The organism is Arthrobacter sp. W4I7 (genome assembly GCF_030816215.1).
GTDB lineage: Bacteria > Actinomycetota > Actinomycetes > Actinomycetales > Micrococcaceae > Arthrobacter > Arthrobacter siccitolerans_A.
In genome coordinates this window covers 3,437,242-3,459,180 of sequence record NZ_JAUSXU010000001.1, presented here as the reverse complement: position 1 = coordinate 3,459,180, position 21,939 = coordinate 3,437,242, and the positions used below count along the sequence as shown (strand labels likewise).

At 64.5% G+C, this 21,939-nt stretch carries 18 protein-coding genes; 9 read left to right on the top strand and 9 right to left on the bottom strand.

Annotated elements, in window-relative coordinates; genetic code table 11:
• Nucleotides 1-64: 64 nt before the first annotated feature.
• Entirely contained in the window at nt 65-796 is a 732-nt protein-coding gene (locus QF047_RS15565) for a response regulator transcription factor (RefSeq protein ID WP_307278921.1), read from the bottom strand.
• 632 nt (nt 797-1,428) lie between these two features.
• Here QF047_RS15565 and QF047_RS15560 point away from each other — a divergent pair.
• Nucleotides 1,429-2,109, top strand: coding sequence for a hypothetical protein (locus tag QF047_RS15560; RefSeq protein WP_307278919.1), 681 nt, complete (start codon nt 1,429-1,431; stop codon nt 2,107-2,109).
• A 130-nt stretch (nt 2,110-2,239) separates the two neighbouring features.
• Here QF047_RS15560 and QF047_RS15555 read toward each other — a convergent pair whose 3' ends face one another.
• Nucleotides 2,240-3,637, bottom strand: coding sequence for an alpha/beta fold hydrolase (locus tag QF047_RS15555; RefSeq protein WP_307278916.1), 1,398 nt, complete (start codon nt 3,635-3,637; stop codon nt 2,240-2,242).
• A 259-nt stretch (nt 3,638-3,896) separates the two neighbouring features.
• Between QF047_RS15555 and QF047_RS15550 the strand changes: the two genes are divergently transcribed.
• The 5 genes from QF047_RS15550 (at nt 3,897) to QF047_RS15530 (ending at nt 10,747) form a co-directional block, all read left to right on the top strand.
• Nucleotides 3,897-5,120 (top strand): YncE family protein, encoded by a 1,224-nt coding sequence (locus QF047_RS15550; RefSeq protein ID WP_307278914.1) that lies wholly within the window; start codon nt 3,897-3,899, stop codon nt 5,118-5,120.
• A 138-nt stretch (nt 5,121-5,258) separates the two neighbouring features.
• Entirely contained in the window at nt 5,259-5,954 is a 696-nt protein-coding gene (locus tag QF047_RS15545; protein WP_307278911.1) for a hypothetical protein, read from the top strand.
• A gap of 69 nt (nt 5,955-6,023) precedes the next feature.
• Complete coding sequence (locus tag QF047_RS15540; RefSeq protein ID WP_307278908.1) at nt 6,024-6,842, top strand: pyruvate, water dikinase regulatory protein; 819 nt, start codon at nt 6,024-6,026, stop codon at nt 6,840-6,842.
• Nucleotides 6,843-6,987: 145 nt separating this feature from the next.
• On the top strand, nt 6,988-9,423 hold the full coding sequence (ppsA, locus tag QF047_RS15535; RefSeq protein ID WP_307278906.1) for a phosphoenolpyruvate synthase: 2,436 nt from the start codon (nt 6,988-6,990) through the stop codon (nt 9,421-9,423).
• A gap of 220 nt (nt 9,424-9,643) precedes the next feature.
• On the top strand, nt 9,644-10,747 hold the full coding sequence (locus tag QF047_RS15530) for a class I SAM-dependent methyltransferase (RefSeq protein WP_307278903.1): 1,104 nt from the start codon (nt 9,644-9,646) through the stop codon (nt 10,745-10,747).
• Between the two features lie 47 nt (nt 10,748-10,794).
• Here QF047_RS15530 and QF047_RS15525 read toward each other — a convergent pair whose 3' ends face one another.
• Entirely contained in the window at nt 10,795-11,112 is a 318-nt protein-coding gene (locus QF047_RS15525) for a hypothetical protein (RefSeq protein ID WP_307278901.1), read from the bottom strand.
• A 344-nt stretch (nt 11,113-11,456) separates the two neighbouring features.
• Here QF047_RS15525 and QF047_RS15520 point away from each other — a divergent pair, with 344 nt between their 5' ends.
• On the top strand, nt 11,457-11,705 hold the full coding sequence (locus tag QF047_RS15520; protein WP_307278899.1) for a hypothetical protein: 249 nt from the start codon (nt 11,457-11,459) through the stop codon (nt 11,703-11,705).
• A gap of 107 nt (nt 11,706-11,812) precedes the next feature.
• Here the strand turns inward: QF047_RS15520 and QF047_RS15515 are convergent, their stop codons facing one another.
• Nucleotides 11,813-13,471, bottom strand: a complete 1,659-nt coding sequence (locus QF047_RS15515; protein WP_307278895.1) for a thiamine pyrophosphate-binding protein — start codon at nt 13,469-13,471, stop codon at nt 11,813-11,815.
• A 120-nt stretch (nt 13,472-13,591) separates the two neighbouring features.
• Entirely contained in the window at nt 13,592-14,095 is a 504-nt protein-coding gene (locus tag QF047_RS15510; protein ID WP_307278893.1) for an Lrp/AsnC family transcriptional regulator, read from the bottom strand.
• A 93-nt stretch (nt 14,096-14,188) separates the two neighbouring features.
• Here QF047_RS15510 and hisC point away from each other — a divergent pair, with 93 nt between their 5' ends.
• Together hisC and QF047_RS15500 are read left to right on the top strand one after the other, a co-directional pair.
• Nucleotides 14,189-15,286: a histidinol-phosphate transaminase gene (hisC, locus tag QF047_RS15505; protein WP_307278889.1), complete on the top strand. Its 1,098-nt coding sequence runs from the start codon at nt 14,189-14,191 to the stop codon at nt 15,284-15,286.
• Nucleotides 15,287-15,338: 52 nt separating this feature from the next.
• On the top strand, nt 15,339-16,751 hold the full coding sequence (locus QF047_RS15500) for an amino acid permease (RefSeq protein ID WP_307278886.1): 1,413 nt from the start codon (nt 15,339-15,341) through the stop codon (nt 16,749-16,751).
• A gap of 103 nt (nt 16,752-16,854) precedes the next feature.
• On the opposite strand, the gene QF047_RS15495 is transcribed toward QF047_RS15500, so the two are convergent.
• From QF047_RS15495 to QF047_RS15480, 4 genes are all read right to left on the bottom strand, one after another.
• Complete coding sequence (locus QF047_RS15495; protein ID WP_307278883.1) at nt 16,855-17,289, bottom strand: hypothetical protein; 435 nt, start codon at nt 17,287-17,289, stop codon at nt 16,855-16,857.
• Between the two features lie 290 nt (nt 17,290-17,579).
• Nucleotides 17,580-18,788, bottom strand: a complete 1,209-nt coding sequence (locus tag QF047_RS15490) for an McrC family protein (protein WP_307278880.1) — start codon at nt 18,786-18,788, stop codon at nt 17,580-17,582.
• Nucleotides 18,785-20,944 (bottom strand): AAA family ATPase, encoded by a 2,160-nt coding sequence (locus QF047_RS15485; RefSeq protein WP_307278879.1) that lies wholly within the window; start codon nt 20,942-20,944, stop codon nt 18,785-18,787. Before QF047_RS15485 ends, QF047_RS15490 begins: the two co-directional genes overlap by 4 nt.
• A gap of 156 nt (nt 20,945-21,100) precedes the next feature.
• On the bottom strand, nt 21,101-21,850 hold the full coding sequence (locus QF047_RS15480; RefSeq protein ID WP_307278876.1) for a FadR/GntR family transcriptional regulator: 750 nt from the start codon (nt 21,848-21,850) through the stop codon (nt 21,101-21,103).
• Nucleotides 21,851-21,939 lie beyond the last annotated feature (89 nt).

Here is a 21,939-nt window from a genome sequence, read left to right as displayed (position 1 = left end):
GATGGCATACACCCCCGGGTGGACCATTGCGGTAATCGGGAATGGCGCCCCAGGGCTGGAATGCTCAGCTGCGCCCGTCCGGTTTGACCAGGCCCAGCCGGTACGCCGCCGCCACCGCCTGTGCCCGGTCTGCCACGCCAAGTTTCATCAGGATGCGGTGCACGTGCGTTTTCACTGTGGCCTCGCTCAGGAATAGCTTCGCGGCGACCTCAGCGTTGTTCATTCCGCGGGCAATCGCCGCGAGCACCTCCCGTTCACGGCGCGTCAGCTCATCCAACTCCGCCGGGGTGGGAAGAGACGACTCCGCTCCGTTGGAAAATTCCTCGAGGAGTTTGCGGGTGACATTCGGGTCAAGCCATCCCGCTCCCCGGGCCAGGGCACGGATGGCGGATGCCAGGATGCGCGGCGCCGAGTTCTTGAGGATGAAGCCAGAAGCGCCGGCACGGAGGGCGGCATGAACGGCTTCATCTTCATTGAAGGTGGTCAGAATGAGCACTGGTACCGCTTCTGTGCGGCCGGTATTGAACTCTTCGGAGGTGAGGATCCGGGTGGCCGCGACGCCGTCCATGACCGGCATTCGAATATCCATCACCACCACATCGGGCTGAAGCCCTGCGACCACTTCAACGCCGGCGCGGCCGTCACTGGCCTCCCCGACGACCATGATGTCGGGCTCTGACTCCAGCAGCAGCGCCAGCCCTGCCCTGATCAGGGCTTCGTCATCGACGAGGACCACCCGGAGGCGGCCGTCGGCTTCACCGGCCGGCACGGGCGCACCGCTTCGTGTGCCATCCATGAGTGGACAATATCCATCCCCACGCTGAAAAGCCACGGCCAAAATGAAGCCAGGGATCCGGCGTCGCTACGCCCTGGGATGTAGCTGATAACCGCGCAGCATCCTCGCCTGATGTACATCGGAATGGCTACCGGGGGTCGACGCGCCATATAGGTTCCGTGATCAACACTGGTGCCTATCAACTCCATGAAAAGAAGGTCATGGAGGAGAAAACCAAGGAGCTCCCGATGGCCTGGAATTCCAGACAACGAACAGCATGGGTGACCGTAACCATCGTCTTTAGCCTCGGCTTCATGGGGGCAGAGCCCTCCGGGAGCGCACGGGACAGCACAGTACCTCCAACATCAACGGACTGGAGGCACGTCCCAAGTCAACAGAATCATGCGGCCATTCCGCTGGAAGGCTCACCGGAACTCTGGAAGTTCCGTCGCCTCACCTCCAGATGAGGCAGCAAAGATCCGGCCGACCCACGTCTTGGACTCCCTCCGAATCTGGACGTCCGCACCAAACAACCCGCCACTGTGGCGCCACCACCAAGGAAAGGAACCATCATGAAAACCCGTCCAGGCCCGGCAAACGAAATACAACCCGGGGGCCATAGAGGCTCGGGACAGCCGACACCGGGAGGAGCCATGACCGCCATGGACCGGGTCGGAGCTCTCAGCGGCGCCGTATATTTCATCGTGGCGAACGCTGCAGTCGCCATAGGCGCAGACCCCGCAACGCCTGATGCGCCCTCGGGGCAGGAGAGCCTCGATGCTTTGGCGCGTATGGCCGCAAACCCGGCCGCGCAAGCGGCGATGAGCATGGAATTTCTGGCGTTCACGGCTTGGATGGTTTTCGTCGGTTACGTTTGCTGGCGCCTGCGCGCTGCGGGCTGGGTGGCGGCAGTGGCCCTGGTGGGCGGTGTTGTCGAGATTGCGGTGAAGCTGGGCTCCGGGGGCCCTCTCATTGCGGGTTATTTGCTGCGTGACCAGATTTCGCCGGAGCAGGCAGCCGTTCTTGCCGAGATAAACAAGGCTGACTTCATGGTCGGACTGCTGCCAGCCGGACTGTTCGTGCTCTGCGCCGCGATCGCTGCCCTCAGGACGAGGGAGTTGGGCCGCGTGCTGGCATGGTCCGGCATTCTCATCGGGGCGGGCAATATCGTCACTTCGGCGGTCATCGGCGTGAATCTTCCCGAGTCCGGTTTCGCGCCGACGTTCCTGCTGATCCTGGTATGGGAACTGGTGATCAGCCTGCGCTGGGGCTTCGCCCGCAACCAGTCCCGGATTCGGGCCGCAGTCAAACCGGTAGATCCGGTGACCAGCTAGGGCCCTGGTCATGCTCATCGGTGGCTACGGGATCCTACGCGATCCGGCAGGGCGCCTCTGGTGACCTGCGGTGGAACGTACGACGGCGGCACCCGGGGCGGGTGCCGCCGCTCGGCGTTTCGCGCGGGCCTTAGTGCACCAGCGGTCCGCCGCTCCGGACCGACGCAACGACGTCGAGGATCGCCTGGGTGGTGATTGCAGCGCCGGCCTGGTCGGCAACAAGCGCTTCGTGGCTGGCCCAATCAATGGTCTGGTGGACACTGTTGGTGGAGAGGCCGGCCAGTTCGTTCTGCGCGTCCTGGTGTTTGCTGCTGTTGCCGACGCCGGCTGTCAGCACCACCAGTGGTTTGCTGCCGAACTCCCGCAGTGATGCAGCCTCCTGCATGGACGTGTTCGCTTGGACGTACTCGTCGATGGTGCTGCGCAGGTTCGCCGGGCTGGCGATGTTGGCGCGGACCTCGTCCCGGGACCTGGCCGGCAGGGAGCCGACCTCGAGCGGGGCGTACACCCGGCCCAGGCCGAGCCGGGCGGAGGTGGAGATCAACGCCGAGAGCCGGCCAAGGACGTCATAGCTGCCAGGGGCCGCAACCACGCCGGGAGTGTCTGTTGCTGCCCTGTCCGTGGAGTCGATCAGCACCATGGCGGCCACTTCGTCGGGGTAGCGGGCGGCGAAGGTGAGTGTGTAGAGGCCGCCGAAGGAATGTCCGGCGAGGACGTAGGGTCCGGGGACGTTCGCGCGGTGCAGCAGCGTGTGGAGGTCTGCGGCGATTTGGGTGGCGTCCTGGGCGTTGTCAGCAGGCTCGCTCCACCCCCGCCCGGCACGGTCGTAGGCGCAGACCCGGGTGTTGTTCGCTACGGCGGCGGCGATCCACCCGTGGTTCGAGGACATCTCACCGGCGCCCGGTTGAAGCACCACCGTGGGGCTGCCCGACCCGGTGCAATTCAGGTGCAGCCTGTAACCGCCGACGTCGACCAGCTGGCCAGGCATCGGGAACGCCCTGGCATCGGCTGCTGCACCCAGCGTCTGGTAGCCGCCGCCGATTGAGGCCAGCGCCAATACCGCCAGGACCGGGTGGACCAGCCAGCCTCTGCTCCTGCTGTGAAGTTGCCGGCGGACACGGAGGGACATCCAGATCGCCAGGGCGAGGAGGGCGGGAGGCCACACCCAGCTGAGCGGCCCGTCCACTGCGGGGCCGAATACCACCAGGAGGAGACCGCCGGCGCCCATGATCACCGCGGGAACAAATGCCCAGCGCTGCGGCTGGTCAGTGAGCCGTACCGAGAGGATGGCCAGCACTGCCCACCCCACGGCAAAGCCACACAGGACAGCGCCGGTCATCTCGCTCTCCCGCGCGCGGATGACGGGAGCGGCGGCAAGGAGCACGGCGGCGAGGAACCCCGTGGCCAGGGAGATGGCCACAACCCGGCCAATGCGCCACCTCGCCACACGGCCGGAGGGGCGGGAATCAGCGGGACCGCTCTTTCCGAAGTCAGGATGCGTACGGGGGGTCTGCGGGGTGGTGGCCACGGCGGGCTCGATTCAGGGAGGTGGCGTCGCGCGAGTACAGCCATCTGCACCTGGGGCACGTGCCGTCCCCTTGACTATAGGCCTGTTCGCAAGGGTTTGACCGGCATGGGACCAGCCCGACGGCCGGCGTTCACCCACCGTCGGGCGATACGTCAGGGGGTCGCTGCCCCAGGGACGGACGTTGGTGAGAAGCATGGTCATTCGTTCGGTTAGGATCGGAGAACAGCCGAGGGGGTCGGCAGCATTCTGGGGGAACTTCATGACACTCAAGCCTTCACGCCCGTTTGCCATGCCGCTCATGGCTGCCCGAAGGGCGCTGCTGGCCGGCGCCGTGCTCTTGCTGGCCACCGCCGTCGCAGCTGTTCCGGCCTCCGCAGCCGACCCAAAGGTCATTGCCGTCGTCGGCCAGCCGTTGGCCGTTGCGTCCGGGCCGGACGGCACGCTGTACGTCAGCGACTATGGCTGGGCCGGTGGCGTCAGCGCCTACAGGCCAGGGGAGACCGCGCCGTCGCGCACCATCAGGACCGGACACTTTCCCACATCGCTGGCCGTGACGCCGGACGGGACGTTGTACGTGGCGCAGAGCAGTGACGCGCAGTCCGAAATCGGCGTGGTGGCCCCGGGCGCAAACGAGGTCTCCCTGGTGATGAAGGTGTCTCGCGGCACGCATTGGCTGACTGTTGGGCCGGAGGGGTCGCTGTACGTGGTGAATCCGGACGAGAACTCGGTGTCCGTGGTTAAGCCGGGGGACGCATGGGTTAGCCGGACCATCCAGGCCGGGCGGTATCCGGTTAAGTTGGCCGTGGCAAGGGACGGGACGGCGTATGCCACCAACCAGCTTGCGGGCACCGTCACCGTGATCCCGGCAGGTGCGCCGTCGCCGTCGCACACCATTGACGTGGGCGCGAAAGCCAATCCGCACGGGATTGCGGCAGCGCCGGACGGGACCGTCTACGTGGCCAACATCCTCACGAACGATGTCGCTGTGATCGAACCAGGCGGGACCACGGTGGCGCGGCGGATTCCCGTGGGTGAGGCGCCGCAGGAGGTGCTGGCCGCCGCTGACGGAACCGTGTACGTGACCAACAGTCTGGACGATACAGTCTCGGTCATTCCGGCCGGGGCGGCGGCTGCCACGGAAACCCTTGCCACCGGCGACGATCCCGGCCGCCTGGTTGAGCCTGGCGACGGTTCCGTGGTGGTGGTGAACAGGCGCGGCAAGTCCCTGACAGTGCTCGACGGCGGATCGGCTGGCCCTGTTGCGGCACCCGCCACGGGTGGGGAAGAGCCTGCAGAAGCAGCCGACGGCGGCGGGTCAGACGGTGCCGTCATCGCCAAAGGTTCCTTTGACGTGGCCCTTCCGGCCGTCGCCGTCGGGGCAGGCGCTTTGTTTCTCGCCAGCGCTGCTTTCCTCGTTGTGCTGCTTCGGCGCCGCGGAAAGGCCACCGGGGCGAACGGCCCGGTGGCCTGGACTTTGGAGTAGGGCTCGCGCACAGCGCCCGCCGCACGCCGTCGGCTGTTAGCCTGCGGTTATCAAAGTGCCGGCTGTTTGTGGGTATGCCGATGTCTTGTTGGTTGCCTCGCGAAGGATGGGCTGGAACGACGTCAAAGGGGGAGCGTTGTGGGTGGAAGATCCCAGCCGAACGAATCGGCCCAGCCGCGCTGGGCCAGGATCGCCGTCGTCGCCTATTTGTCTGTGACGTTTGCCGTTGTTATCACATCGCTTCTGGCCGGAACCGTGGATATGGGCCTGGATGCGAGGTTCAAGGACGGCCTGCTGCACGCCATGGTGTTTCTGACGTTGCCCGTTTCGGCTGCATATTTCGTCATCGGGGCTTTTGGCTTCGAGGGTGGACGGGGCCTGACCACGGTCCTCTACTATTGCGGATACCTCCTCCTTGCGGTGGTCAACGCGGGTGTCTTCCGCTGGGTTGTCCGCAGCGCACGGAAGCGTGCGCCCGTTCCCACCGGCGTGCCCGGCACCCCGCCCCTGCAACCAGCCGTGAGGCTACACGGGGTAACCCCGGACGCCAGACAGCTGTGGTGGACCGTGCCGCTGGCAGTGCTGCTGAGTCTTCCGCAATGGCTGGTGGCGGGTTTTGCCTGGTGCGGGATCAGCGGTTGCAGCGGCGGAGGTTTCGGGGTGGCCACCGGGACCGAGTGGGTCGCCGTCATCTTGAGCGTGGTCAACGGCGTGATCCTGGCAGTGGCCGTATTCGCAGTGCGCTGGCTGTATCCCACGCGGCAACGCGCCCTCATTGCCCTGGCAGCCGGGACATTCTTCGCACTGCTGGGCGCTGCAGTCACCCACGGGTAGGGGCGGCGGTTGTAGGAGTCTGATTGCTCCTGGCGCTCTGCGGCGGCAACTGCCCGATAAGGTCATTCCATGACCACTGACGCTCTACGGCCCGTCTATTTTCTTTCGGACAGCACCGGCATCACGGCCGAAACCCTGGGCAACACGTTGCTGACGCAGTTTCCCGGGAACAATTTCGACCGCATCACCATCCCGTTCATCACCACCGTTGACCAGGCGCGGTCCGTCGTCCGGATCATCGACGGCGTTGCCGCCACCGGCCCCACGCCGCTCGTCTTTTCGACGGCGGTCAGCAGCGAAATCCGCCAGACGCTGTCGGCATGCCAGGGGATCATCGTGGACCTCATCGGGACATATGTGGGGCAGCTGGAGCAGGCGCTGGGCAGCCATGCCAGCGGGGAACCCGGGCGGGCGCACGGCCTGGGCAACGCCGCGCGCTACCAGTCCCGGATGGCCGCCGTCGAGTATGCCATGGAGCACGACGACGGCCAGAGCCTGCGGGCGCTGGAAAAGGCCCAGGTCATCCTGGTGGCCCCGTCCCGCTGCGGGAAGACGCCCACCACCATGTACCTGGCGCTGCAGCACGGGATCTTCGCCGCGAACTTCCCGCTGGTGGAGGAGGACTTTGAACGGGAAGGGCTGCCCAGGTCGCTGAAGCCGTTCGTGTCGAAATGTTTCGGCCTGACCACCAACCCGCTGCGCCTGAGCCAGGTCCGCACCGAACGGCGCCGCGGCTCACCCTACGCCTCGCTGCGCCAGTGCGGTTTCGAGCTGCGCAGCGCGGAGCGGCTCTACGAATCCCACGGGATTCCGTACCTCAACTCGGCCAGCGTGTCGGTGGAGGAGATGGCGGCCACCATCCTGCAAAGAATGAACCTCAAGCATTAGGGAAAACGTTTCAATAAGTGAGCTGGCGCACATCAGGTGGCGCGTCTCGCTCAGGCCTGCCACTGTGGAGGGGATTTGTGCCCTCCACCGGCCACCGCCGTGAGCAGGGCCTTGGCACTTCACCCTCTGCGAAGGAGCAGTAACTATGGCAACAGACATCCTGTGGTTCTCGGAACTCGGACTCAATGACCTGGACCGGGTGGGCGGCAAGAACGCCTCCCTCGGAGAGATGGTGCAGAACCTCACTTCTGCAGGCGTCCAGGTGCCGGACGGTTTCGCCACCACCGCGGATGCCTACCGCCGCTTCCTGTCCGATTCCGGACTGGACCAGCGGATCGTTGACCGGCTGGTGGGCCTGGACACCGATGACGTGACGGCCCTGGCTGCCGCCGGGCAGGAAATCCGGACCCTGATCCGCCAGACGCCCTTCCTGCCGGACTTCGAGGAACAGCTCCGGAACTCGTACCGGGAACTGGTGGAGAAGCACGGCGGCTCCGATGACCTGTCCTGGGCTGTGCGGTCCAGTGCGACGGCGGAAGACCTCCCGGACGCGTCCTTCGCCGGGCAGCAGGAAACCTTCCTGAACGTGCGCGGGATCGAGAACATCCTGGCCGCCATCAAGGACGTGTTCGCGTCGCTCTACAACGACCGGGCCATCGCGTACCGGGTGCACCACAAGTTCGAGCACGCGGATGTGGCCCTCTCGGCGGGCGTGCAGCGGATGGTGCGCTCCGACGTCGGGGCCTCCGGCGTCATGTTCACCATGGACACCGAATCGGGCTTCCAGGACGCCGTGTTCGTCACCTCCTCCTACGGCCTCGGCGAGGCCGTTGTCCAGGGTGCCGTGAACCCGGATGAGTTCTATGTCTACAAGCCGGCGCTGCAGGCGGGCCGTCCCGCCATCCTCAAGCGGGGACTGGGCGAGAAGGCCCTGCAGATGACGTACACGAGCAGCCAGGAGATCGGCCGCACCATCGACTTTGTCCCGGTGGAGGCGTCCCTGCGGAACCGCTTCAGCCTCAGCGACGACGACGTCGAGCAGCTCGCCCGGCACGCCGTGGCCATCGAGAACCACTACGGCCGTCCCATGGACATCGAATGGGGCAAGGACGGGATCGACGGCGGCCTGTACATCCTGCAGGCACGCCCGGAAACGGTGCAGTCCCGCCGCGCCCCCGGCAGCCAGAGCCGCTTCCGCCTCAACGAAACCAGCCCGGTCCTGGCCGAGGGCCGCGCGATCGGCCAGCGCATCGGTGCTGGCAGCGTCCGCATCCTCACCGCCATCGACCAGATGGCCGCGTTCCAGACCGGCGACGTCCTGGTGGCTGACATGACCGACCCTGACTGGGAACCGATCATGAAGCGCGCCTCCGCGATCGTGACCAACCGCGGCGGACGGACCTGCCACGCGGCCATCATCGCCCGGGAACTGGGGATCCCCGCCGTCGTCGGAACCGGCTCCGCCACGGACGCCCTGTCCGACGGGCAGGAGGTCACCGTTTCCTGCGCCGACGGCGAGACCGGCACCATCTACGAAGGCCTGCTGGACTTCACCGTGGAGGAAACCGGGATCACCAAGATGCCCGACGCCCCCGTCAAGGTGATGATGAATGTGGGCACCCCGGAACAGGCGTTCACCTTCGCCCAGCTGCCCAACCACGGCGTGGGGCTGGCCCGGCTCGAGTTCATCATCAACCGCCAGATCGGCATCCACCCCAAGGCGCTGCTGAACCTGGACAGCGAGCCGGAGGATGTGGCCGCGCAGATCCGGGAGCGGATCGCCGCGTACGGCGGCCCGCGGGACTATTACATCAAGCGCCTGGCCGAAGGGGTGTCCACCATCGCCGCCGCGTTCGCGCCGGAGCCGGTGATTGTGCGCATGTCCGACTTCAAGTCCAACGAGTACGCCAACCTCCTGGGTGGGCCGGCCTACGAGCCGCACGAAGAGAACCCGATGCTCGGCTTCCGCGGCGCCTCACGCTACCTGGAACCGTCCTTCCGCGACTGCTTCGACCTTGAGTGCGAGGCCCTGTCCTTCGTCCGCAACGAGATGGGCCTGACCAACGTCAAGCTCATGATCCCGTTCGTGCGGACCCTCGAGGAGGCCCGCGGCGTCATTGAGCTGCTCGCCGAGAACGGGCTGCGCCGCGGCGAGAACGGCCTGGAAGTGATCATGATGTGTGAGCTTCCCTCCAACGCGCTCCTCGCCGACGAGTTCCTGGACCACTTTGACGGCTTCTCGATCGGCTCCAACGACATGACCCAGCTGGCCCTGGGCCTGGACCGGGACTCGGCGATCGTGTCCGCAGGCTTCGATGAGCGCGATCCTGCCGTCAAGAAGCTCCTCAGCATGGCCATCCGGGCCTGCCGGGAACGCGGCAAGTACGTGGGCATCTGCGGCCAGGGCCCCAGCGACCACCCGGACCTCGCCGAGTGGCTGGTGGACCAGGGCATCGACTCCGTCTCCCTGAACCCGGACACGGTGGTGGACACCTGGCTCCGTCTCGCGGACGTCGCGGCGCGCGCTTCAGCCGTGGCTGAGGCCGAGGACGCGTTCGTGGCGGGTGCCGGGGTCAGCTAAGCCCCTCGATTGGTTGCCGTGCCGCCGTCGGGAATCCCGACGGCGGCACGCGCCTACGCCACCCCTGTATCCTGACAAAGTAGGTTCAAAGTAGTCACTCTCCGGCTGGCCCCCGGACTCTTGGAATGGATTCTTTATCAGTACCGAGACGCCAGCTCCCGGGGGAATCCCGACGTCGGACCCCAAGCCCCCGCGCGCAGCTGCGGCGCAGCCTGCCCTCGTGGCCTGGGTGGAGGCTGGTGAGAGCCTGACCGCGCGATGGCGTTCGGCAAACGGCAGACCGGCGCCGAAGCGCGTCGAAGTGGTGTCCGACTCCCTCACGGCCGATGATGCGTACCGGATGGCGTCACAGGGGATCGCTATGCTCTGGCACGGTGACTTCCACAACGGGCGGCAGATCCTCAACGCGCTGGACCGGCGGGTAGGCGCCGGCAAGAAAAAGACCGCAGGAACTCCGGCCGATGAGTTCTATCGCTATCGCCAGTCCCGCTCGCATCGGGCACGCATTCTCGGCCTGCTGCTGATTCCCCTTGATCCGGGCCCGGTGGTGCCCTTGCGCCGCGCACCGGATATCCGGGAGGCGGCAGCGGAAGCGTACGGAGATGTCGGCGAATCTTCCATCGTGTCCCTGCATGAGCTTGTCGGGGCAATTGGCGCCCACCAGTGGCGACGGAATGGCGTCTACGTCGATGCCCTCCAGGGCCGCATCCACCCGCACTACGGCACCTTCTTCCCCACGCGGAGCGAGTATGTGGACCTTGTGGCCGCCGCTGCGCTGCCCTCTGACACGCTGGCGTTCGACGTCGGAACCGGCACCGGGGTGCTCGCTGCCGTCCTCGCGCGCCGCGGCGTCCGCCGCGTGGTGGCGACGGACAATGAACCGCGTGCCATCGCCTGTGCCGGTGAGAATTTCCGGAACCTCGGTGTCCAGGACCGTGCTGAGGCCGTCCTGACCGACATGTTCCCGCCCGGACGGGCACCGCTGGTCGTGTGCAACCCGCCCTGGATCCCGGCCACGCCGCATTCCAGCCTGGACAGCGCCGTCTACGACCCCGGGAGCAGGATGCTGTTCCGCTTCCTGAACGAACTCCCCGACCATCTGGAACCCGGCGGTGAGGGCTGGCTTGTGCTCTCCGACCTGGCCGAGCACCTTGGCCTGCGGTCGCGTGAGGATCTGCTGACCGCCATCAAGGCGGCCGGGCTGAAGGTGGTGGAACGGCTCGACACCAAGCCAACGCATCCGAAGGCATCGGACCGCGGCGATCCTCTGTTCGCTGCGCGCGCGGCCGAGGTCACGTCCCTGTGGCGGCTTGTTCCCCGGTAGTCAGGGCAATGAGGCGTAAGCAAGCGCAGCAGGCAGTCGTCCTGCTCCTAGCCGTTGTCCGCGCCGTCTCCGGTGTCCTCCCACATGACATCCAGATTGTGGAAGATCACCGGTCCATCGCACAGTTCCGCCATCTTGGCAGCGAACTCCGACGTTTCCGGCCGGCCGGAATTCTCCATTGCCGAGTCGAAGGATTCGAAGTGGACGATGGTGAAATAGGTCCCGGGATGGTCCCTGTCCGCCGTGGCAACAATGCGGCGGAACGTGGCCGGAGTGCTCCCCCCGGTTCTTGAAGGACGGCCCAGTTCTTCGATCTCCTTGATGCGGGAGGTCTTGAATTCGATGATCTGCACAAACCCGGCCATGACGGCTCCTCGACGGCGGTGGACGTTGGTCCGGATCAGCCTAGTCCCGGCGTCGGGCGGCGAACAGGGCAGAACTGCCCTGTCTACGTCATGTCATGCTGGCGCCGGGGCAGGGGATGACGTAGTCAGCCGTAGGTGGCAAGCGTAAAGGTGAGCCTCCCCACCTTATTTTGAGCAGCTCACGATAAGCCTGTAAAGTTAAGTACAGGCCGCCGTAGCCCTTGAGTACCGCACCGGTGAACATACCCGGGCCAGCGGGGCAAGCGCCACATGCGCAAACGCCCTCCTGCTTGAGCGGCACAAGAACCTGTATGGCCCTTATCCCGAAATCCCACGGAGAACCCATGACTTTGCTGACCGAACGCCCCGCAACATCCTCATCCACCGCCGAAACCGCAGTGCGCGGCGGCAGCTACGTGACTCTCCCCGCCGGCAGCGTCCCCGTCGGCGTCGAGGGCAGCTATGTCACCGTCGCTGGCGCGCGAAACCTGCCCCCCGTCACCCGTGGCAGCTATGTCACAGTGGACGGCAGTCCCGTTGTTGCCGCCAGCGTCATCGAGGGCAGCTACGTAACGCTTCCAACGGCGGCCTAGGGTCCAGCGCCCAGCGGGGGATAGCACCACCGCGCGGGCGTAAGAGGAGGCCGACGGCGACACCGGGTGTCGTCATCGGCCTCCTTTTTCATGCCAGCCTTGGGAAGTTAGCCCGCTGCTGGCGCCGTCGCCGCCTGCTTGGCGTTCATCCACTCGCTCATCCACGGGGCCCGGACGCTGGATGTGATCCGGCAGTCGGCCACGAAGGTTCCCTTGGCGCCGCCACCGATCCAGTCCGTGAGCGCGGAAAGATCCGCCAGGGACCGGATGATCGCGGACTCGGCGCCGAGCGCGCGGGCGATGCCGCTGAAGTCCACCTCGGGAATCAGCATCGGCTTTTCGGTCAGGCCCTGGGAGCCATACTGATGGATCTCTGCTCCGTAGGCGGCATCGTTGTAGATCACGACGACGGCGCTGCTCGCCGCACCGATCAGCGATTCGAGGTCGGACAGGCCCATGAGGAAACCGCCGTCGCCCGAGGCGAGCACCAGGGTGTGGTCGTCCTCCAGCGCGCGGGCTGCCCCGACGGCGCTGGCGAGGCCCAGACCGATGGCCTGGTACGCGGTTCCCACCATCACCAGGTCCTGCGGCCGCGGGATGTTCCAGTACATGGGTGCCCAACCGAGAAAGTGCCCGCCGTCCTGCACCACTGTACGGCGCTCCGGCAGCACGGCGTCGAGAGCCGTGGCAAGGGAGCGCGGGTCCAGCCGGCCGTCCGGAGTCTCGTCGGAGCCCGGGTGGTGGCCCGGTCCTTCGGCCAGGCGCTTGCGGGCTTCCGCGCGCCAGGCGTCCGCCGCAGCCTCGCCGTCCAGCAGCTGGAGCAGGTGCCCCGCGGCGGACTTGGCGTCGGCGCTCACGAACAGGTCCACCCGCGGGTGCGTGGGCTGCAGGGCGGTATCGATCTGGATGACCGTGCTGTCCGCGCCAAGCAGGTGCCCGAACCGCAGGGTGAAGGGGCTCAGGCTGGCCCCGGCCACGAGGACCACGTCCGCCTCGCCCATGAGGCCCGCTGCGGTGTCGGTGCCGAAGCCGCCGGCCACGCCCAGGTACCCCTCGCCTTGGAGGAGGTTGAGCGCCAGGGCGGTTCCGGCGGTCAGTGCGCCGAGCCGGTCGGCCAGTTCGCGCAGCTCCGGGCCGGCGCCGGCAAGGTGCGCGCCGCGGCCCGCCAGGATCAACGGCCGCCTGGCCCCGGCGAGCAGGCGGGCCACCTGCCCAAGGTCAGCGCCGCCGTCGTCCGTCACCTGCGGGGCCAAGGGCGCCGGAAGCTCCTCATCCTCAGCCTCGAGTGCCGCGAGGTCGTAGGGAATGGCAATCACGACGGCGGTGCGCCGGGTGAGTGCGTACTCCACCGCCTGCCGGGTGATGGAGCCCGCGGCGTCGCGGGTGACGGTGAAGGTGGCCGCGCCCAGGCCCGCGGCGATGGCTGCCTGGTCCACGTCCTGGGGCCGGGCGCCACTGCTCGGGGCGTCACCGGTAACCAGCACCACCGGGATCTGCGCCTGGACCGACTCGGCGAGGGCGGTGAGGGCGTTGGTGTAACCGGGGCCGTAGGTGGTGGTGCCAGCGGCAAGCCGTCCCGACGTGCGGTAGTAGGCGTCGGCCGCGGCGATGGCGGCTCCCTCATGCCGGACTGGGGAGAAGCGCAGGCCCAGCTTTTCCGCGGCGTCCAGGAAGTAGACATTGCCGTTGCCCATAACGCCGAAGACGTCGCTGACATAGCTGCTGAGAACCTGTGCGACGCGGCCGGAGACGGTAAGAGTAGTCATGCAGAAATCGTGCGCCGGAGTTCCCGGATAGGCAATAGCGTGAATTTTGGTTGGGACATTTGGCAGTAGAGGCAGTAGACGACTGAAAATCTGCACGCTTATGGTGTGGATCACCCTGCTCTACTCGGAGGCGCGGGATTCCTGCTCGGAGAGCCGGCTCAGGAGTCCGTCGTAGCGCGGCGGCATGAGCTCCAGCACGGAGATGGCCGTGCTGGTCCGCTGGATTCCGTCGATTTCCAGGATCTGGTTCGTGATGCGGTAGAGGTCGGCCGTGCCGCGGGCCACCACCTTGGCCATGAGATCCGCGTCGCCGGTGGTGGCGTGCACCTCGATGACCTCAGGGATGGCCGCGAGCCCGTCCTCCACGGCGCCGGTCCGCGTCTGGCTGATGGACAGCGAGAGGAAGGCCATGAGTTCGTAGCCGAGCGCGGCGGGGTCCAACCTCCGGCTGAAGGAGCGGAGGGCACCGCTGCGCTCCAGCCGGGCCAGCCGCGCATGGACGGTGTTGCGGGCGACGCCGAGTGTACGGGAGAGGGCCAGGGCGCTGGCTTCGGGGTCCTTGTCGAGGGCCAGGATGATCCTGCCGTCGAGGGAATCCAGGGCGCGGGAGTTTGGAATGGTCATATTTTCACCACAAGTATTAGAAGTTGAGCAGAAGTCCCAATGGCTTGAGGGTATCTTGCAATGTGTGCCGGGTCACAATCATGATCGGTCCTCATGACCCGTGATCAGCTTTTGACCGCACCGGACACCGCGCTCCCCACCCTCCGGGGTGCTGTGACCGGGCTTCCGTCCTACGTCCCCGGCCGGCGCAGCGCCGGCATGGACGTCGCCGCCCTTGCCAGCAACGAAAGCCATTACGAACCGCTGCCTGCCGCCGCCGCTGCGGTGGCCGCTGCGGCCGGCACCATGAACCGCTACCCGGACATGGCCGCCGTCGAACTCCGCGAACGGCTCGCCAGCCACCTGGGCGTCACCGCGGGGGAGATCGCGGTGGGGCCCGGTAGCGTGGGCGTCCTCCAGCAGATCATCACCGGGCTGTGCGACGCCGGGGATGAAGTGATCTTCGCGTGGCGTTCCTTCGAGGCGTACCCCATCCTGGTGGAGCTGGCAGGCGCCCGGCCGGTCCGCATCCAGCTGGACGAGGCGGAAGGGCACGACCTCGACGCCATGGCCGCCGCCGTCACCGTCCGCACCAAGGTGATCCTGCTCTGCACGCCCAACAATCCCACCGGAGTGCCGATCAGCCACGACCGCATCGAGGCTTTCCTGCAGTCCGTCCGCTCCGACATCCTGGTCGTGATCGACGAGGCCTACGTGGAGTACGCCGAAGCCGGCAGCGGTCCCGATTCATTGGCGCTCTACCGCCGGTACCCAAACGTCTGCATCCTCCGCACCTTCTCCAAGGCCTACGGCCTCGCCGGCCTGCGCGTGGGCTACGCCGTGGCGGCGCCGGCCATCGCCGAGGGGCTGCGCCGCACCGCCCTTCCCTTCGCCGTGAGCGCGTTGGCCCAGAAGGCGGCCGTCGCGTCGCTGGACGCGGGGGAGGAGATGGAAGCGCGGGTGGCCGCCGTCCGTCAGGAGCGCGCACGGATGTCCGCGCAGCTGGAAGCCCAGGGCTGGAAACTGCAGCCCAGCCAGGGCAATTTCCTGTGGCTCCGCGCGGATGACGGCCTCCGGGCCAGACTGGTGGAGGCGTTTGATGCCGCCGGCATCATGGTCCGGGCGTACCAGGGCGACGGCGTGCGGATCACCGTTGCCGATCCCGCCTCCAACAACCGCGTGCTCCGGATCCTCGAAGCCCACGCAGCCTGACAACTTCTTGATCCCTTACTACTCCGTTCCACCTACAACCAGAGGACTCCCCATGGAACAACAGACAACGACGTCTGCCCGCGCCCTCGGCGCGGCCCTCAAACCCCGCCAGCTCACGATGATGGGCCTCGGAAGCGCCATCGGCGCGGGCCTGTTCATCGGCTCCGGCGCCGGAATCCAGGCCGCAGGCCCGGCGGTGCTGATCTCCTACCTCGTGGCCGGCACCCTCATCATCCTGGTGATGTGGGCGCTCGGCGAAATGGCGGCCGCCAACCCGGACAGCGGCGCCTTCTCCGTCTACACCGCCGCGGCCTACGGGCCCGTGGCCGGTGCCACCGTGGGCTGGCTCTGGTGGCTGCAGCTGGTGGTGGTCATCGCAGCCGAGGCGCTCGGTGCGGCGGGCCTGCTGGCTACGATCTTCCCGGCCCTGCCGGTGTGGTTGATGGCGTTCGTGTTCATCGTGGTGCTTACCGCCGTGAACCTGACCAGTGTGAAGAACTTCGGTGAGTTCGAGTTCTGGTTTGCCCTGCTCAAGGTGGCAGCCATCGTCGGATTCCTGCTGGTGGGCTTTGCGCTGCTGTTCGGCTGGCTGCCGGGCGTCCAGTCTCCGGGGCTGTCCAACTTCACCGGCGTCGGCTTTGCACCGAGCGGTTTTGCCGGCATTGCCACGGCGCTGTTCGTGGTGGCGTTCGCGTTCGGCGGCACCGAGATCGTGTCCGTGGCTGCAGCCGAGACGGCCGAGCCTGCCCGCAGCGTGAAGAAAGCCGTCCGGACCGTGCTGTGGCGCATCCTGGTGTTCTACATCGGCGCGATCTTCGTGATCGCGGCGGTGGTTCCCGTCGGTTCGGCGGGACTGAAGAGCCCGTTCGCCGCGGTGCTGGACGCCGCCGGTATGCCGGGTGCAGCGACCGCCATCACCCTGGTGGCAGTGGCAGCACTGCTCTCCGCCCTCAACGCCAACCTCTACGGCGCCTCGCGGATGGCGTTCTCCCTGGCCGAGCGGGGCGAAGCGCCACGTTGGCTCGCTTCCGTGTCCAAGGCCCGGGTTCCGGTGGTCGCGGTCCTGGCCAGCGTCACCTTCGGTGTGGTAACGGTGGTGCTGGAGATGGCCTTCCCCGAAAAGGTCCTTCCCGTCCTGCTCAACATTGTAGGCTCGACGAGCCTGCTGGTGTGGACGTCCGCGCTCCTGGCCCAGCTCGCACTGCGCCTCCGCGCCGACCGGGCGGGAACTGAGCTTCCGTTGCGGATGCCCGGCCTCCCGTGGCTCACTTCCCTTGGTCTGCTGATCCTCGCGGCGATCTTCACGGTGGGCTTTATCGGTGAGGATTCCCGTCCCCAGCTCCTGAGCACATTCGGACTCGTAGCGCTGCTGGCTTTGGCGAACTGGCTGAACCACCGGGGCAGGAGGGTTGCGCCGAGTGTTGTCTCTTCAGAGCAGCGTCAGGCGCCGGTGCTCGTCGACTAAACCAATCGCCACAGTAACCCGCCGCCTCGCAGAGCTCTTCAGCAAGAAACAGGAAACCCCCGCCCTGAGATCAGGCCCGCGGGGATTTCCTGTCATCTTGTGCTTACTTTGCCGCGTACTCCCATTCCCAGCCGGCAGGCATGAAGCCCTGCTTGTGGACCAAGACGCCGGTGGGTGTCGGTACGTCGAGCACAATGGTCCCCGTGGCCTTTTCGCCTGGCCCCAATGCAGAAGGAAAGTTTTCTTCGTCGTTCAGGCACATAAACGAGGATGCCGTCATGACGTTGCCGTTGAATGTCGTTCCGTTATCCGCGACTGCCTTCCAAGCGTAGCCAGCCAATCCGAACTGAGGGTTGACCGATTCTGCCAGTGCAGGATTGGTCTCCATGGAAACATTCAGAGCAACGAAGTGACCGTTCTCTGACGGTTGGGCGTACTGGTTGGTACATGGGGCATCGACTTGGATGGAGTTGATCACAAAGGTCGCGACAGTCTTGTCCTTGTCTGTGACCGAAGCCCCTTCGCCTACTTTTTTCACCAAATTCCCGCGGCTGGACTTTGTTGCATTCGCGGCAGGGCTCGACGTCGTCGTCCCGGCTGTGCTGGCACCGCTGGCTGGTTCAACTGACGGCGCCGTTGGTGAGCTCTGAGGTGTACCGCCACATCCTGCGAGTAGCAGCGCTGCGACAGGCAGGATGAGAAGTTCTTTTTTCAATTGTTGCCCCCAAGATGTGAGATTTGAACGAGTCAGCTCAGCTTATTTCAGGGGTCTGACAAAGTGACTTGGGGCGTCGTCACGGGTAAGTAACATTGCGGTCCTAAGCCCTGCTAGCCAAGTTGCCTGGGAAGTCCGGTGGGAACCTGTGTTGATTGGTGAATTTCTGCAGCAAGACGACGTATCTGCTGGAGTAACGCGTCGGGGGTTTGGTTGAGGTCGATTGCATGACAGGAAATACTGGTGTCAAGGCCAATGATTCTTAGGACTCGGGGTTCTTCCTCGCCCTTAGCGTAAATAAGGTGTCCTGAAGGAAGTCGGAACCGGGTGCAGTAGGCCAGCATTTGATAGATGTCTGCATTCGGATAAGCGAAATTTTTGGGTGCTTTGTATTTTGCGTCGATGACCGCTCTTACTCCGCGTGCGTCCTTCCACAGCAGGTCCGGAATGAGAGAGATACTGCCGGCGGTGTCTAGCGCGCGGCCCTTGGCCTGGAGCTCGATGGTACCGCCGATTCTGCGGAGCTGTTCACTGAGGGCAATCGTAAGGAAGTCTTCGAAGATCTGCCACATGTCGAACAGAAAAGCTGAGGCGGTAATTTCGCCGTGACGTTGTTCTAGCGAGGCGTTCTGAAGGATGAGCGTTGCCAGGAATACGGCAGGCCGGTAGCGGGTGTTTAGGCGAGTGAACTCTATTGCAGGCAGCTTGGCCCCCGGCACGATCGCTTGTACACCGTCAAGTCGCTGGACAAGCTTTAGGAGGCTGGTGCGGTGCCTGCGGGAGAGTGAGGGCAGGCGAAGGAGTCGTTGCGCTGCGGTGAGTAGCAGACTGTTTTCGGAAATGTTAATTGTGTACTCGTCGAATATCAGTTCTGCGGGGAGCGGTAGTCCCGCGCGACGTCCTACTTGGGCAGAAACGTTCAGGCGGCCACGGAACACTTGCAACGAGTCCTCGAAAGTCTTGTAGCCCTGCAGGAGTCCTTCTTCAGTCGCTCGTGCTGATTGACGAATGAAAGCATCACCAATTGTGTTAAGTAGATCATCATCCTGATCGATGATGATGTCCTGCGCTTTCCAAATCTTCCGGTCCGCGGAATAGCTCATCATGAAAAAGAGCCGCGAAACGGGTATTTTTGGTTTTATTTCAACTTGAAAGTCGCCGAGACGAATTACGCCTACTTTTCGGATGTTGGAGATAATCCAATCCTCAGCGCCAGTCGGGACGGCTGTGATTACGTCCAGTCGGCAGAGGGCGGCGACTATGTCTGTCGAGAGCTGGACACGTTCGGGTGCTGCTCCCTCCGTGAGTTCGAGCCCCTTCATTCTGCTGATTCGCCCGCTTCCTCTGCCCTCGCAGCAGGGATAACTTGGGGTTCCTGTCGGGTCTGGAGGGCAGTGAGGCCATACACCTGTTCGATGTTCAGGCCCTCGCCGTAGTGATGTTCTGCCAGCAGCGGGAGGATCTCGTGCTCCCAAATTTCGCCTAGCTGGTCCTGAAGCAATTCCGGGATTTTGGGCATGAGGAAGCTGGGACCGATTTGAAAGTCGCCGCCGCCTATCCGTTCGTTCACAGCGTCTAGGAGGTTTGCTGGGGCAGCATCCAGTCCGTGATGCGCCAACCACTTGCGGAGAACGGATTTTGTGGGTTCCCTCTGCGGATGTAGTTCAACAAACGAGAAACGACGGCGCATCGCAGCGTCGAGCAGTGCAATGGAACGGTCGCTGGTATTCATGGTCCCGATGAAAAAGAGATTCGAGGGAAGAGTAAAGGCAGCATCGTCTCCTCGGCTGTACTGCAGCTGGATCGGGGTGTCACGGTACTCGAGCAGGAAATAGAGTTCACCGAAAATTTTGGCAAGATTGCCCCTGTTGATTTCGTCGATGACGAGTACGTAGTTGAACTCAGGGTTGGAGGCCGCCTGCTCCACAATCCGACGCAAAGGTCCGTCCTGGAGCCTGTAGGTGAGCGAGCCGTCGTCAGAGGTGTCGGGACGGTATCCCTGGAAAAAGTCTTCATAGGAGTAGCTCGGATGGAACTGAACGATCGCAGTGTACTTTGAATCGCCGGCAACGTGTTCGGCTAGATGCATGGCTAGATATGTCTTGCCGGTACCTGGCGGCCCATAGAAAATAATTTGTCCCCGACGCTCGAGCAGGTTCAGCTGCTTCTGAAGCCACGTCTGATCAATGAACAGTGCCTCGGAGAGGACGGCATCTGCTGGGGCGAATGCGCGGCGAGCCCCCGTTGCTGGCGCCAGGAGGTTTTCCTCGTCCGGCGCAACTGTCACTTGCGGTCGTTCTTCCGGAGAGGGTGATGGATTCCACTCTTTTTCAAGGGGATCGGCGTAGAAGTTTACTGGTTGGCCTGTCTTTTGTTGGAGTTTGAGGATGATAGCTAGGAGATCGCGATCAATGTCTCCGCTAGCTTCGCTGATTTCGCCCACGAAGGCATCGCGGATTCGTATCTTGTGGTCTTCGGACACGGTAGATGCGATGTATTTCGGGTGGACGAGGTACAACAAGGCGTTTCGTTGCGTACGGAAGCTGTGTCCGGGCAGGTCATTGACAAATTGCCGCCACTTCCATGGGTCAGCCAGCAGCGCTTCCTTCTCGGCTTCGGACTTTTCCAACCAGGAATCGAGAAGTTCGATGATCAGCACGAGCGCTTCATAGAGCTTGTTATTCATGGCTTGGCCCGGATCGAAGCTGCCGAACTTGAAGGCCTTGGCGACCTCACTAGGGATCTGGACTGGGTGGTCCATATAGCCCAAGAGCGTTTGTACACGTTCTCTTTTTGCCCGCTCGCCGATTCGGTTCGGGCTGATCGGAAGTAATTGCCAACAAACGAGTTCGGCCATGAGCAATCGTGCATCGTCCGATACTTTTTCGAGCTGGTGCTTGAGCTTCCCGACGAAGTTGCCGGCGTCCGGATCGGGAGCATCGATAAATACTGAGCGTAATTCCTTCACCGGAGCGCGTTCCCATACGGTTCTGCCCTCGGAGAAGACTGATCCGCCTTCTTGGAGTCCACGTTGTACGAACGGCAGTGCCGCGTCCCGGATGATCTCCTCAGGCTTATCTACCGGCACTATGGTGCTTCGGAGCTGTTCCCTCTTTTTTTCCGCACTGAGGGCGCTCCAAGCGTTGTACCGGTTGCGGGCTTCGGAAGCCAAATCTCCTGCTTCTGGGAAGTCCTTGAGTGCCTGGCGTCCTTCATCGGTGATTCTCCAAAGACCCGTTCCGGTTTTTTTCAGCCATCCTGCTTTCACTGCGTCTACAGTTGACCATCCAAGTTGGATGTCCGCACGTGTCCTGCCATCGGGGCTCGTTTCGATCTCGGGGCCTTCGGGTGGCAGACGTTCAAATACTTGGGACAGGATGCCTTCGGACCCGGTGGTCTTATAGAAACCATCTGGCTGGGCTGCCAGCAGCTCGAGGACTAGACGCAGACGCCGAGCATTGTTTTCTGCGACCGTCATTGTGGCGGATCTCCTTGGTCAAGTAATTCGAGTCCTACCAGCAGACTACGACAGAGTCCAGGGCCATGGTGCTCGCCTCATGATGGAAAATTTGCTACGCACACTTTTCGTCATATCTTCTTCCATCTGCTGGCAACAGGTCATTGGTAAGTGGTGTTAGCCCCCGACCTCGGCCAGCCCCATAAACATCGTCCGGTGCAGTATGTCCACGTGCTTCCGGGAAACCTCCACTGCTTCCTCAACGCGACGGGCTCGCAGGGCTGCCACTAGCGCGATGTGGTCGTGGTTGGACTTGTGCAGCTTCTCGATGGGGTAGGGGATGAAGTAGTCGTAGAGCTCGGCCAGCGTCTCGTGATAAACCACGACGGCGGTGTCCAGGCACGACGCCCTGCCAACCAGCTGATGGAACTGTTCGTCCATCCGGTGGTAGTACGACCAGTCGCTCGACTCCGCCATCTCACGCGTGAGCCGCTCCAACTCATCCAGCTGATCAGCGGTGGCGTTGACCGCCGCGTAGTGCGTCACGGCGCATTCGAACAGCAGCCGCCGGTCCACCAGCCGGTTCACCGCCTGGGACTCCGCCGGGGAAGCCGAAAGTGACGCCAAAACCTCCGTAGGTGGCGAGTCCGCCACAAACGTTCCGCCCGCCCGGCCGCGCCGCCGGACCACCACGCCCTGCTCCGCCAGGCTCGCCAGCGCACGCCGGGCGGTAATCGGGCTGACCGAGAGACCCAGGGCCACATCCTCCTGGTCCGGCAGCCGCTCGCCCGGCTTCAAGAGCCCTAAAGAAATCGCCATGCCGATCCGCATCCGGACCGCGTCCATGGCGCTGCGCCGCTCCATCCCGGGCATCCTGCCGGCACCGAGGCGCGGGGACTCGGTGGTGTCTTCCAGCTGATCCGTCATAACCGCTACTTTACGGCCCACACCGGACCCTTCCCTTTATTGGATCATTCTGATCTAATATAACTCGGATCACACCCCAACGCGGAGAA

Coding starts and splice junctions, on each gene's coding strand:
- QF047_RS15510 (WP_307278893.1), bottom strand. CDS start 14,095: ATGACCATTCCAAACTCCCGCGCCCTGGATTCCCTCGACGGCAGGATC.
- QF047_RS15560 (WP_307278919.1), top strand. CDS start 1,429: ATGACCGCCATGGACCGGGTCGGAGCTCTCAGCGGCGCCGTATATTTC.
- QF047_RS15480 (WP_307278876.1), bottom strand. CDS start 21,850: ATGACGGATCAGCTGGAAGACACCACCGAGTCCCCGCGCCTCGGTGCC.
- ppsA (WP_307278906.1), top strand. CDS start 6,988: ATGGCAACAGACATCCTGTGGTTCTCGGAACTCGGACTCAATGACCTG.
- QF047_RS15525 (WP_307278901.1), bottom strand. CDS start 11,112: ATGGCCGGGTTTGTGCAGATCATCGAATTCAAGACCTCCCGCATCAAG.
- QF047_RS15540 (WP_307278908.1), top strand. CDS start 6,024: ATGACCACTGACGCTCTACGGCCCGTCTATTTTCTTTCGGACAGCACC.
- QF047_RS15550 (WP_307278914.1), top strand. CDS start 3,897: ATGACACTCAAGCCTTCACGCCCGTTTGCCATGCCGCTCATGGCTGCC.
- QF047_RS15520 (WP_307278899.1), top strand. CDS start 11,457: ATGACTTTGCTGACCGAACGCCCCGCAACATCCTCATCCACCGCCGAA.
- hisC (WP_307278889.1), top strand. CDS start 14,189: ATGACCCGTGATCAGCTTTTGACCGCACCGGACACCGCGCTCCCCACC.
- QF047_RS15490 (WP_307278880.1), bottom strand. CDS start 18,788: ATGAAGGGGCTCGAACTCACGGAGGGAGCAGCACCCGAACGTGTCCAG.
- QF047_RS15565 (WP_307278921.1), bottom strand. CDS start 796: ATGGATGGCACACGAAGCGGTGCGCCCGTGCCGGCCGGTGAAGCCGAC.
- QF047_RS15515 (WP_307278895.1), bottom strand. CDS start 13,471: ATGACTACTCTTACCGTCTCCGGCCGCGTCGCACAGGTTCTCAGCAGC.
- QF047_RS15485 (WP_307278879.1), bottom strand. CDS start 20,944: ATGACGGTCGCAGAAAACAATGCTCGGCGTCTGCGTCTAGTCCTCGAG.
- QF047_RS15500 (WP_307278886.1), top strand. CDS start 15,339: ATGGAACAACAGACAACGACGTCTGCCCGCGCCCTCGGCGCGGCCCTC.